12 protein-coding genes are annotated in these 12,391 nt (G+C 68.4%); 8 read left to right on the top strand and 4 right to left on the bottom strand.

The window, feature by feature from the left end; genetic code table 11:
* Positions 1-23: 23 nt before the first annotated feature.
* Positions 24-1,010 (bottom strand): aldo/keto reductase, encoded by a 987-nt coding sequence (locus tag NA8_RS07390; RefSeq protein ID WP_063049599.1) that lies wholly within the window; start codon positions 1,008-1,010, stop codon positions 24-26.
* Positions 1,011-1,162: 152 nt separating this feature from the next.
* Complete coding sequence (locus NA8_RS07385) at positions 1,163-1,633, bottom strand: DUF6194 family protein (protein WP_063049598.1); 471 nt, start codon at positions 1,631-1,633, stop codon at positions 1,163-1,165.
* A gap of 63 nt (positions 1,634-1,696) precedes the next feature.
* Between NA8_RS07385 and NA8_RS07380 the strand changes: the two genes are divergently transcribed.
* Positions 1,697-2,413, top strand: coding sequence for a MerR family transcriptional regulator (locus NA8_RS07380; protein WP_063049597.1), 717 nt, complete (start codon positions 1,697-1,699; stop codon positions 2,411-2,413).
* 583 nt (positions 2,414-2,996) lie between these two features.
* Here NA8_RS07380 and NA8_RS33535 read toward each other — a convergent pair.
* Entirely contained in the window at positions 2,997-3,164 is a 168-nt protein-coding gene (locus NA8_RS33535; protein WP_157106566.1) for a hypothetical protein, read from the bottom strand.
* 162 nt (positions 3,165-3,326) lie between these two features.
* Between NA8_RS33535 and NA8_RS07370 the strand changes: the two genes are divergently transcribed.
* From NA8_RS07370 to NA8_RS07355, 4 genes are all read left to right on the top strand, one after another.
* Positions 3,327-4,259: a helix-turn-helix domain-containing protein gene (locus NA8_RS07370; RefSeq protein ID WP_084466587.1), complete on the top strand. Its 933-nt coding sequence runs from the start codon at positions 3,327-3,329 to the stop codon at positions 4,257-4,259.
* A 275-nt stretch (positions 4,260-4,534) separates the two neighbouring features.
* Complete coding sequence (locus NA8_RS07365; RefSeq protein ID WP_063049594.1) at positions 4,535-5,542, top strand: ABC transporter ATP-binding protein; 1,008 nt, start codon at positions 4,535-4,537, stop codon at positions 5,540-5,542.
* The gene (locus NA8_RS07360) at positions 5,542-6,303 is read left to right on the top strand and encodes an ABC transporter permease (protein WP_063049593.1); all 762 of its coding nucleotides are present in this window, start codon (positions 5,542-5,544) and stop codon (positions 6,301-6,303) included. The genes NA8_RS07365 and NA8_RS07360 overlap by 1 nt, the downstream gene beginning before the upstream one ends.
* 358 nt (positions 6,304-6,661) lie before the next feature.
* Positions 6,662-7,582 (top strand): adenylate/guanylate cyclase domain-containing protein, encoded by a 921-nt coding sequence (locus NA8_RS07355; RefSeq protein ID WP_157106565.1) that lies wholly within the window; start codon positions 6,662-6,664, stop codon positions 7,580-7,582.
* Here the strand turns inward: NA8_RS07355 and NA8_RS33530 are convergent.
* A complete protein-coding gene (locus tag NA8_RS33530; protein ID WP_169810466.1) occupies positions 7,579-7,809 on the bottom strand; it encodes a CG2302 family histidine operon protein in 231 nt (76 codons plus the stop codon). The two genes, NA8_RS07355 and NA8_RS33530, sit on opposite strands and share 4 nt — an antisense overlap.
* 116 nt (positions 7,810-7,925) lie before the next feature.
* Between NA8_RS33530 and NA8_RS07350 the strand changes: the two genes are divergently transcribed.
* From NA8_RS07350 to NA8_RS07340, 3 genes are read left to right on the top strand one after another with little or no spacing between them, the layout of a single operon-like run.
* Positions 7,926-9,641 (top strand): acyclic terpene utilization AtuA family protein, encoded by a 1,716-nt coding sequence (locus tag NA8_RS07350; protein WP_063049592.1) that lies wholly within the window; start codon positions 7,926-7,928, stop codon positions 9,639-9,641.
* The gene (locus NA8_RS07345) at positions 9,638-10,789 is read left to right on the top strand and encodes an acyl-CoA dehydrogenase family protein (RefSeq protein WP_063049591.1); all 1,152 of its coding nucleotides are present in this window, start codon (positions 9,638-9,640) and stop codon (positions 10,787-10,789) included. Before NA8_RS07350 ends, NA8_RS07345 begins: the two co-directional genes overlap by 4 nt.
* Complete coding sequence (locus tag NA8_RS07340; RefSeq protein WP_063049590.1) at positions 10,786-12,384, top strand: acyl-CoA carboxylase subunit beta; 1,599 nt, start codon at positions 10,786-10,788, stop codon at positions 12,382-12,384. Before NA8_RS07345 ends, NA8_RS07340 begins: the two co-directional genes overlap by 4 nt.
* Positions 12,385-12,391 lie beyond the last annotated feature (7 nt).

The raw sequence follows: 12,391 nt of genomic DNA, 5'->3' as shown, positions 1-12,391 counted from the left end.
TCCCGGAGGCTGTGGACGCGGGCTCAGCCGTTGACGAAGGTGAGGTTCGTCGCGTCGTAGCGCGTCCCCGCGACCTGCTCGGGCGGCGCGGCGGCCTCGATGGCGGCGAGATCCTCGGGAGACAGCTCGATGGCCAGGGCCGCGAGGTTCTCCTCCAGATAACGCTGCCGCCGGGTGCCGGGGATCGGCACGACGTCCTCGCCGCGGTGCTGCACCCAGGCCAGTGCGAGCTGGCCCGCCGTGACCCCCTTCGCCGCGGCCAGCTCGGTCAGCTTCGCGACGATCGCGAGGTTCCGTTCGAGGTTGCCCTCGGCGAAACGCGGCTGGCTGCGCCGTACATCGGTCTCCGCCAAGCCCTCGACCGAGTTGTAGCGGCCGGTCAGGAAACCGCGCCCGAGCGGGGAGAACGGGACAAGACCGATGCCGAGTTCCCGGCAGACCGGCGCGATCTCCGCCTCCAGGTCCCGGGTCCACAGCGACCACTCGCTCTGCAACGCGGTGATCGGATGCACGGCGTGCGCGCGCCGGATGGTCTGCGCGCCCGCCTCCGACAGCCCGAGGTGGCGCACCTTTCCCGCCTGTACCAGCTCGGCCATCGCTCCGACCGTCTCCTCGATCGGCACCTTCGGGTCCACCCGGTGCAGGTAGTACAGGTCGATGTGGTCGACTCCGAGCCTGCGCAGCGACGCCTCGCACGCCTGTCGCACATAGGGGGCGTCGCCGCGGATGTGGGTGGGCTCGCCCAAGCGGTTGGCGAAGCCGAATTTCGTCGCCAGCACGACCTCGTCGCGCCGCTTCGCGATGGCCCGCCCGACCAATTCCTCGTTGTGCCCGGCGCCGTAGAAGTCGGCGGTGTCCAACAAGGTCACGCCGAGGTCGAGGGCGTGGTGCAGCGTGGCGATCGACTGCGCGTCGTCCGCCTCGCCGTAAGCGTGACTCATGCCCATGCACCCCAGACCCTGCGCGGATACGGCGAGTTCGCCGAGCCGCCGAGTGGAAACGTCGATCATGCTTGCAACCTCCTGGGTTCGAATCGGTCGCTCCCGACGCTAGGTGTTGGAGCGCACTCCATGTCAACCGCGCGGGGGCGTAACCCGCGAGTGGCACACGGTGGAGATCCTTCTCGCACTTCGCCGCGACCAAGTGCCACTCGCGGGAGTGGTCAGTCGGGGGTTGGGGTGGCGCGTCGGTTGTGGCGGGAGCGGGCGAGGTCGTATGCGGTGCACAGGAGTTCGCGGGTTGGTTCGGCGGTTTGCGTGCCGGGGTTGATGACCGCGAGCCAAGCGGCGGAGCCGTAGACGGGGTGGGGGATTATCGTGTCCGTCGTGCTCGGATCGTGCGGGGACGGTTCGCGGGGGGTATGGCCAGTCCACTGGCTGAAGGCCTCTTTGCCTGCGGCGATGTTGACGCGGAAGGTATCCGGGCGGTCCAAGCGGGATCCCTCGTCGCCGGGATAGTTCTTCGTGACGATTGTCGCGAAGGGCTGGGTCTTCGTCGGCACGACGCCGTCCGGTGCGTAGTAGAAGAACGTATCGCCCCAGCTGATCTCCGGTGATCCGTCGCCGGGGCCTGGACGCAGAACCAGTACTCCCTCGAGGGCGGAGACGAAGTCGATGATCTCGTCGATGGTCATGTGCTCCAGCGTTTCATTAATGTGCTTGTAGCGACTTCGACCCGGATATCGAGGACCAATAGCGTGGAAACTCTCAACTCGCGATTGCGAACGGTCGATGTGGCGCGGCGTGCCGGGTACTCGGTGCAGCAGATTCGCAACCTCGAGCGAGACGGTGTGCTGCCGCCTGCGCTGCGCACGGCAGCGGGCTATCGCGAGTACGGGGAGGTGCACGTGCAATCCGCGCTGGCATACCGCGCGCTGGCGGCGGGCGTCGGTCCCGTCGAGGCCAAGCGGATCATCCGCACCGCGCACGACCGCCCGATCCCCGAGGCGCTCGCGCTTGTCGACGCGGCGCACGCGCGGCTGCACCGTGAGCGAACGGACCTCGCGCTGGCGAAGCGGGCGGCAGCGGCGATCTCGGCCGAGCCGATCGACGACGTCCGGCCATCGGATTCGATGAGCGTCGCCGAACTCGCCGCCGCGCTGGGCGTACGCCCCTCGACACTGCGGCATTGGGACGCCGAGGGACTCGTGGTCCCCGACCGTGCCGCCACACACCGGACGCGGCGGTACTCACCCGCTCAGGTTCGCGACGCCCGGATCATCCACCAGCTTCGCAGCGCCGGATACCGCGTCGACACCCTTCGGACCTTGATGCCCGACCTGCCGCGCGGCCACCGATCCGCGGACGTCGACGCCGCCCTCGCGGCCAGGGACGCGAGCATCACGGCTCGCTCGTACGCCCTGCTCGACGCGGCTGCCGCGCTCACCGCCGTCATCGCGCTCGCGGCCTCCTGATCTCGGCAGTCGGGCTCGCTCGAGGCCGCATCGCAACGATCTCTTAAGCGTCTCGGAAGGCTGATTGCCAAGGATATGGAGGGTCCGGCACCGAGCAGCGGCAGTTCGGCGGCCGGTGGGTGGCCGTGGCGGAGTACTCGTATCAGACGACCTCTTCGAGCGATTTCTCGAAGACCCGCGCAAGGACAACCACCACCAGCACTACCACGACGCATCGCTTCGTCGTAGTGCTGGTGCGACTGGATCGGGTGTATCCGCCGGTCGCGGTGGTTCCCCGGGCGTGATCCGAGCACGATCCCCGGTTACGTCGCGCCGCTCCTGCAAGTCGCCGAACTGCTGGGCAGCTGAGGCAGCGGTGCGCCGGTCGTCACGACGTAACCGGAAGGACTGAGTTACCCGTCCCCGGCTGTGTTGTCCGGTTCGCTGCTCGTGCCGCACTCACGGAGCCACCGCTGAGCGGACAGCTTGCGCGGGCATGCCGGGATGCATGTGGCATGGAGCTTCAGCAAGCCTTGCGCGTGCTGCTCATCGGCGGGCCAATTGCCGTCCTCGCAATAGTCCTGGATCCAGCTGCGCCGCGGCGTCATCGCTGTTCCTCGCGGGCGATGCGGTCCATGACCTGACGGAACGGGACGCGCTCCTCCGGATCGTCACCCAATTCGAGTAGCCAGGGAAGCACCCAGAACAGCAGGATCAGAAGACCGCCGACAGCGGCGATGACGATGAGGACGGCTGCAAGTTCTTCGGTCATTCGATAGACCCCCTGGCGCGTTGCGGTGCGGTTGGTGACACCCGGCGTCGAGGAGTTCGGGGCTCGACCCGGCGACGGGTGCTGATCTCAGTCTCAGGCGATTCACCTAGTTGTGACCCCGTTGCCGTGTTGACACCTGTTTCCCGTCGCTACCGTGGGGAAATGGACCAGGGGGCATTACTCCGCACGGCACGCGAAGCGGCACGGGTGTCGCTGCGCTCGATGGCGCGGATGACGAATTACAGTCCCGCGTATCTGATCCTCATCGAGTCCGGGAAACGGCCTGCTTCACATGAGGTTGTCTGTGCCTACGAACGGACGCTGGGCGCGGATCTGGAACGGCTGTCGGCAGTTTCGGACTCGCCCGCGAAAGTCGATTCGAGCAGCCTCGATGACGTGGCAGTCATGCTCTCGGCAACACGACGCATCGAGGACGCGGCCGGTCCGGCTTCGGTTCTTACTGTCGTGCAAGGCATGTCGACGATGACGGAGCGGTTCGCTGACCAGGCTCGATCACGGCACGCTTCCCGGGCTGCGGCGCTGGCAAGCGAAGTCACCCAGTACCGCGGTTGGCTCGAGCACGCGACCGGCGCTGGGAAAGCCTCCCTGCGCAGCCTGGACCGGTCCATAGCGCTCGCGGAACATGCCTGCGGTAGCGACCAGCTCGCGCACGGGCTCAGCTTCAGCGCGTACGTGCGTCTCGAGCGTGGGCGGCTCGACGAAGCGACGCAGATGGTCGACGCCGTGCTGTCCGTGCCTCGTTTGCACCCACTGATTCGGGTGTACGAGCGCTATCAGCACGCTCGTGTGCTCGCAGCGGCGGGCGATCGGCACGGCGCCGAGCGTGCGCTCCTACTCGCCGACTCGGAAGCTGACGCAGCCGCCGACGAACCGCCACCAGACGCAGGATATTGGTACACCCCTGGATTCTTCGGTCTGCAACGCGCTCGCGTCCTGCGCACCCTGGGGGAAACCGGACGCAGCCGAGAAGTCGTGGCGCAGTCGCTCGAGTCGATGCCGGAGGATCACAGCACCGCAGAGTGGGCGGCGAAGTGGCGACGAGCGGCGGCCGGAGACGACGACGTACCGCACTGACGCGGGCTATCACAACAGCAGTTCAGCATAAGGTCCGCAACCAGGTCGGTCTGTTGCCGGCCTTCTGCGTCTGGTCAGCGTGTCACAAGTTGTCACAACAAGTCTGTTCGTACGGGGGGAGTCCGGGCTGGTTCGCTGAAGTACAAACCCCTTGTCGCTGAACCTGCCCGTACGGGCTTGCACCCACCCGGACGCCTCTTCCTCATCCTCGAGGATGATCCAACTCGGCACTATTTACCGACGCGCGCGCCCGCGATTTGCGGAATGCTGGGCGCATGATCGAACTGAGAGGCCTGACCAAGCACTACGGGCAGACCGTAGCGGTGCAGGATCTGTCCTTCACCGTTCGACCCGGCCAAGTGACGGGGTTCCTCGGGCCCAACGGTGCGGGCAAGTCGACCACCATGCGGATGATCCTCGGGTTGGACAAGCCCACCGCGGGCACCGCGCTGATCAAGGGCAAGCCATACCACGAACTGGACCATCCGCTGCGCACCGTCGGCGCGCTGCTGGATGCCAAGTGGGTGCACCCGAATCGGTCGGCGCGCGCCCATCTGGAGTGGATGGCCGCGTCCAACGACATCGCCAAGTCCCGGGTGGAGGAGGTGCTGCGGCTGGTCGGCCTTTCGGAGGTGGCGGGCAAGACCGCGGGGGGCTTCTCGCTGGGCATGTCGCAGCGGCTCGGCCTGGCCGGCGCGCTGCTCGGCGACCCGGAGGTGCTGCTGTTCGACGAGCCGGTGAACGGCCTGGACCCGGAGGGCATCCTGTGGATCCGCCGGTTCATGCAGCGGCTGGCCGCCGAGGGCCGCACGGTGCTGGTCTCCAGCCATCTGCTGTCGGAGATGGCGCAGACCGCCGAGCACCTGGTGGTCATCGGGCGCGGCAAGCTCATCTCGGACTCGACCACCCAGGAGTTCATCGAACGCGCCTCGGAGCAATCGGTGCGGGTACGCAGCCCGCAGCTCGACCAGCTGCGCAGCGTGCTCACCTCGAACGGCATGACCGTCCGTGAGGACGGGGCGGGAGCCGACGGCCCCGCGCTCATGGTGGCGGGCGTGGCCAGTGACGCGGTCGGCAAGCTGGCCGGCGAGCACAACATCACGCTGTTCGAGCTGGCCCCGCAGCGCGCGTCGCTGGAAGAGGCGTTCATGCGGATGACCGGTGGCGCCGTGCAGTACCACGGCGAAGGCTTCGACCCGACGGGCCCGGAGGCGGCCGCTCTCATAACCACGGAGGGCCCCGCGGGCGGCGGTCCCTACACAGCGATGGGAGGTGCGCTCTGATGGGCGTGCTGGCAGCGGAACGAATCAAGCTCACCTCCACCAGGTCGCCCTGGTGGTGTTCGGCGATCGTCGTCGCCCTCGCGCTCGGGATGGCCGCGCTGCTCGCCTCGGTGGCGCGCGCGTCCTACGGCAAGGAGGGCGCGATCGACCTGACCGTCTCCACCGCGGTGGCCGGGATCAGCGGCTTCGGCGTGATGGTCCTGATGATCATGGCGACCTTGACCGTGACCAGCGAATATCGCTTCGGCCTCATCCGGACGACGTTCCAGGCGACGCCGCATCGGGCCAAGGTCGTCGCGACCAAGGCCGGGTTGGTCGGCGGGTACGGCGCGGTGCTGACCCTGGTCCTGGTGTTCCTCGCCTACCTGGTGGCCAAGGCGCTGAGCGGACCGGACGCGGGCGCGGCCCTCACGCTGTCCAGCCCGGAGGACTGGCGCGAGGTCTACGGCATCCCGATCTACGCGTTCCTGTGCGTCCTGCTCGCCATCGGCATCGGCGTGCTGGTGCGGCAGTCCGCCGCCGCGATCTCGCTGATCGTGCTGTGGCCGCTGCTCATCGAGGGGCTGCTCGGAGCGTTCGGCAGCTTCGGCCGCAACGTGACCCCGTTCCTGCCGTTCGCGAACGCCAACCACTTCTTCAGCGCCTCCGCGTCCACGGCCAACTGGCACTGGGGACCATGGGGCAGCCTGCTGTACTTCACCGTCTTCGTCGCGATCGTCTTCGGCGCGGCCTTGGTTGTGGTGAACCAGCGCGACGCGTGACGCACGCGGGCGAGGCCGCTCGACTACCCGAGTCGCCATCCCTCGCCACTCGGGTAGGGGCGCCTACCTTGTCGGGAGGTCCGGCGCTCCGTCCACCGCCCGCCACTGCCCGGCGGACGGTGCGTCGATCGGCCCGGCGCGAATGCTCGCGCCGGGCCGATCGTGCGTGTGAACATCGCGGAAACTATGCCGCATGCCGCTTCCGAGACCCCTTCTCGCCCGAGTAGCCTCGGTTCAGCAACCAGCTCGTTATCCAACGCGGAGCCCACCGACGTGCTCGCTGTGTTCGTCGCGGAGGTGAGAGATGGCGATGATCGGTAACCTGCCGACGTCAGATCGGCTGAGATACTCTCGGGGCGTGAATGAAACACCTTCCGGCGGCGCCGAGTCGGGGCCGGGGCCGGAGGCCGATGGAGGCGTGCCGCCCGAGGTGGTCATTCCGTTGGAGCCGTCCGATGGGATCGATCCTTCCCGCCATTCCGGCAGATTCCGTCGCGGGCAGCTGTCCGCACTGGTGAACGCCGCGAATCAGCGGGCTGATCTGATCGGTGCGCTGCGTAAGGCGCGCCGGCAATTGCCGGGGGACCCGGCTTTCGGCGATCCGCTGTCGGTTTCCGGGCCCGGTGGCGCGCGGGCGGTCGCGCGCGCGGCGGACAAGCTGGTCGGGGACACCCCGAGCGCCGCGCGCGAAATCGGTTTCGGGGCCTTGCAGGTCTGGCAGGCCGCGCTGGAGCGGATGGGGCGCGGTAGAGGTAGCCAAGAAATAACTGTCATGTTCACCGACCTGGTTGCCTTCTCGCGCTGGTCGCTGTCGGCCGGGGACGAGGCCACCCTCGAACTGCTGCGCAAGGTGGCCAAGGCCATCGAGCCTCCGATCGCCGAACGCGGCGGTCAGGTGGTCAAGCGCATGGGCGACGGCGTGATGGCGGTGTTCCCCTCGGCGGACCGGGCGATACGCGCCGCCGTGACCGCCAAGCGCAACCTGGCCGACGTGCAGGTGCGCGGCTACACCCCGAACATGCGGATCGGTTTGCACACCGGATCCCCGCGCGAGATCGGGGGTGACTGGCTCGGGGTGGACGTCACGATCGCGGCCCGGGTGATGGAGGCCGGTGGCAACGGCAACACCATGCTGTCGGAGGCCACGCTGCTGGGATTGCGGCCGGAGACGCTGGCGGAGCTGGGTTTGACGGTCAAGCAGTATCGCCGCGGCCTGTTCGCGCCGCCGCTCAGCGGCGTACCCGATGACCTGCGGATCTTCCGGCTGTCGAAGGGTTAACCGAGCCACCGGGCCAGCGCGCCGCCCGCCGCGAGAACGGCGCAGACGGCCAGCGCCATCGACAGCGGCCGGGCCGTCTTCCAGGTGGTGTAGGCGCCGCCGAGCAGGAACCCCGCCAGGGCGAACAGAACGATCACGGTGACGTCGCTGGACACCGTGCCCATCTTGCTCCGGCCTGCTCGACCCCCGCCGTGCGGGTGGGCGAGTCCCTCGAGTGCAATTAACAAGCACGCATGCTTGCTTTTTTCTGGCCCGGGTGTGATGCTGGTCGCGGAACGCGGACTTCACGGGTGCGGCATGCGGCCCATCCTGACGGTTCGCCGTACAGGAGGCATTCCCGCTGATGAGTATGCTGGCCGCCGACCCGGACGTGCTCCGAATCGGCAACTGTTCCGGCTTCTACGGTGATCGGCTCGGCGCCATGCGCGAGATGCTGGACGGTGGCCCGCTCGACGTGCTCACCGGCGACTATCTCGCCGAGCTGACCATGCTGATCCTCGGCCGGGACCGTATGAAGGACCCGGACCTCGGCTACGCCAAGACCTTCGTCAAGCAGATCGAGGACTGCCTCGGGCTCGCGCTGGAGCGCAATGTGCGCATCGTGACCAACGCGGGCGGCCTGAACCCGGCCGGCCTGGCGGCGAAACTACGCAAGGTGGCCGCCGACCTCGGACTGGACGCGAAGATCGCGCACGTGGAGGGCGACGACCTTCTCGCCCGCGCCGGTGCCCTCGGTTTCGGCGCGCCGCTGACCGCCAACGCCTACCTCGGCGCCTGGGGCATCGCCGAATGCCTGAACGCGGGCGCGGACATCGTGGTCACCGGCCGGGTCACCGACGCGTCGTTGATCGTCGGCCCGGCCGCCGCGCACTTCGGCTGGGGCCGAACGGATTACGACCGGCTGGCCGGCGCGGTGGTGGCCGGGCACGTGATCGAGTGCGGCACCCAGGCCACCGGCGGCAACTACGCCTTCTTCACCGAACTCGCCGATCTGGGCAGGCCGGGCTTCCCGATCGCGGAGATCCGCGCCGACGGCAGCAGCGTCATCACCAAGCACGCGGGCACCGGCGGGGCGGTCACGGTCGACACCGTCGAGGCCCAGCTGATGTACGAGATCCAGGGTCCGCGCTACGCCGGACCCGACGTGACCTCCCGCCTGGACACCATCCGGCTCGACCAGGACGGTCCGGACCGGGTGCGGATCAGCGGCGTCACCGGCGAGGCCCCGCCGCCCCGGCTCAAGGTCTCCCTGAACACGCTCGGCGGCTTCCGCAACGAGATGGAGTTCGTGCTCACCGGTCTGGACATCGAGGCGAAAGCCGAACTGGCGCAACGACAGCTGGAGTCCTGGCTGCCTACCCGGCCCGCCGAGCTGACCTGGACGCTGGCCCGCCTGGACCGGCCGGACGCGCAGACCGAGGAGCAGGCCAGCGCGCTGCTGCGCTGCGTGGTCCGCGACCCGGACCCGAACAAGGTGGGGCGCGCGTTCTCCAATGTCGCGGTGGAACTGGCGCTGGCCAGCTATCCAGGGTGCAGCTTCACGACCCTGCCCGGCAACGGATCGCCCTACGGCGTATTCACGCCCGGGTTCGTCGACGCCGCGGAGGTCCCGCACACGGCGGTGCTGCCCGACGGCACCCGCGTCGGCGTACCGCCGTCCGCGGAAACGGCCGAACTCACCGCGGTCGCCGAGCCGCCCGCTCCGGAAGCGCTGCCCGCCGGGGAAACCCGCCGCGCGCCGTTGGGGACGATCGCGCTGGCCCGCAGCGGCGACAAAGGCGGTGACGCGAATATCGGGGTGTGGGTACGCACCGACGAACAATGGCGCTGGCTGGTGCACACCCTCACCGTGGCGCGCGTCAAAGAACTTCTGCCGGAGACGGCTTCGCTGACCGTCACCCGGCATGTGCTGCCCAATCTGCGGGCGCTGAACTTCATCATCGAAGGTCTGCTCGGTCAGGGTGTGGCCTATCAGGCCCGCTTCGACCCGCAGGCCAAGGGACTCGGCGAATGGCTGCGGTCTCGTCACCTCGACATTCCAGTGGAGCTGCTGTCATGACGAAACTCTGGGAAACGCCGGAACGACGTGAACTACGAGCCACGGTCCGTGGCTTCGTGGAACGCGAGATCCTGCCCTACCTGGACGGCTGGGAGCGCGCCGGGGAGATCCCGCGCGAGCTGCACAAGAAGGCGGGCGCGCTCGGCCTGCTCGGCGTGCAGTTCCCGGAATCCGCGGGCGGTTCCGGCGGCGACGGCGTGGACGCGATGATCGTCTGCGAGGAGATGCATCAGGCCGGTGCCTCCGGCGGACTGTTCGCCTCGCTGTTCACCTGCGGCATCTCCGTTCCGCACATCATCGCCTCGGGCAACGCCGAGCAGATCGAGCGCTGGGTGCGGCCGACGCTGGCGGGCGAGAAGATCGGTTCGCTCGCGATCACCGAACCGGGCGGCGGATCGGATGTCGGGCACCTCACCACCACCGCGCGCCGCGACGGCGATCACTACATCGTCAACGGCGCCAAGACCTACATCACCTCCGGCGTCCGCGCCGACTTCGTGGTCACCGCGGTGCGCACCGGCGGGCCGGGCTCGGGCGGCATCTCGTTGCTCATCGTCGACAAGAACACGCCGGGCTTCACGGTCAGCCGCAAGCTGGACAAGATGGGCTGGCTGGCCTCCGACACCGCCGAGTTGTCCTACGTCGACGTCCGGGTGCCGGTGGAGAACCTGGTCGGCCCGGAGAACTCCGGCTTCTTCCAGATCGCGGGCGCGTTCGTCAGCGAGCGCGTCGGCCTCGCGGTGCAGGCGTACTCCAGCGCGCAGCGGTGCCTGGACCTGACCCTGGAGTGGGTGCGCAACCGGGAGACCTTCGGGCGTCCGCTGATCAGCAGGCAGGCGGTGCAGAACACGGTCACCGAGATGGCGCGGCGCATCGACGTCGCCCGCGTCTACACCCGTGATGTGGTGCGGCGCAGCGCCGAAGGCGAGACCGACCTGATCGCCGAGGTGTGCTTCGCGAAGAACACCGCCGTCGAGGCGGGCGAGTGGGTGGCCAACCAGGCCGTCCAGCTGTTCGGCGGTCTCGGCTACATGCGCGAATCCGAGATCGAACGCCAGTACCGGGATATGCGCATCCTCGGCATCGGCGGCGGCACGACCGAAATCCTGACCGGACTGGCGGCGAAGCGATTGGGGTATCAGTCATGACCATTCTGCGCAGCGCCCTGGACACCGCGACGCCCGAGTACGAAGCCGCGGCCGACGCGATGACGGCCAAGCTCGCGGAGGTGGAGGCCGAGTTCGCCAAGGCCATCGCGGGCGGCGGACCGGACAAGCTGGCCCGGCACCGCAAGCGCGGCAAGCTCACCGCGCGCGAGCGCATCGAACTGCTCGTCGACGAGGACTCGCCGTTCCTGGAACTGTGCCCGCTGGCGGGCTGGGGCAGTGAATTCCACGTCGGCGGCAGCACCATCGCCGGGATCGGCATCGTGGAGGGCGTCGAGTGCATGATCGTCGCGCCCGACCCGACCGTGCGCGGCGGCACCTCCAACCCGTGGACGCTGCGCAAGACGTTGCGCATCAACGACATCGTGCGGGAGAACCGGCTGCCGGTGATCTCGCTGGTGGAATCCGGCGGCGCCGACCTGCCCACGCAGAAGGAAGTGTTCGTCCCCGGCGGCCGGATGTTCCGCGATCTCACCCAGGCGTCGGCGGCGGGCATCCCGACCATCGCGCTGGTGTTCGGCAACTCCACCGCGGGCGGCGCCTACATTCCCGGCATGTCCGACCATGTGGTGATGATCAAGGAGCGCTCCAAGGTGTTCCTCGGGGGTCCGCCGCTGGTCAAGATGGCCACCGGCGAGGAGTCCGACGACGAATCCCTCGGCGGCGCCGACATGCACGCGCGGGTCTCCGGTCTCGCGGATTACTACGCGCTGGACGAGCAGGACGCGATCCGCATCGGCCGCTCCATCGTCAAGCGGCTGAACTGGCGCAAGCAGGGCCCGGCTCCGCGCGCCGAGGTGATCGAGCCGCTGCACGACCCGGAGGATCTGCTCGGCATCGTGCCCTCGGACCTGAAGATCCCGTTCGACCCGCGCGAGGTGATCGCCCGCATCGTGGACGGTTCGGACTTCGACGAGTTCAAGCCGCTCTACGGCAGCAGCTTGGTCACCGGGTGGGCCGAACTGCACGGCTATCCGGTGGGCATCCTGGCCAACGCGCGCGGCGTGCTGTTCTCCGAGGAGTCGCAGAAGGCCACCCAGTTCATCCAGCTGGCCAACAAGACGAACACGCCACTGCTGTTCCTGCACAACACCACCGGCTACATGGTGGGCAAGGAGTACGAGCAGAAGGGCATCATCAAGCACGGCGCGATGATGATCAACGCGGTCTCCAATTCGAAGGTGCCGCACATCTCGGTGCTGATGGGCTCGTCCTACGGTGCGGGCCACTACGGCATGTGCGGCCGGGCCTACGACCCGCGCTTCGTCTTCGCCTGGCCCAGCGCGAAATCCGCCGTGATGGGCGGCGCGCAGCTGGCGGGCGTCATCTCGATCGTCGGCCGGGCCGCCGCCGAGGCGAAGGGCCTGCCGTTCGACGAGGAGGCCGACGCCGGGATGCGCGCCATGGTGGAGGCGCAGATCGAGGCCGAATCGCTGGCGATGTTCATGTCCGGGCGGCTCTACGACGACGGCGTCATCGACCCGCGCGACACCCGCACCGTGTTGGGAATGTCCCTGTCGGCCATTCACAATGCCCCGATCAAAGGCGCCGACGGCTTCGGCGTCTTCCGAATGTGAGGCCGGA

It is taken from the genome of Nocardia arthritidis NBRC 100137 (assembly GCF_001612765.1).
GTDB lineage: Bacteria > Actinomycetota > Actinomycetes > Mycobacteriales > Mycobacteriaceae > Nocardia > Nocardia arthritidis.
The sequence above is the reverse complement of the archived record's forward strand: the minus strand, read 5'-3'. Positions and strand labels throughout refer to the sequence as shown.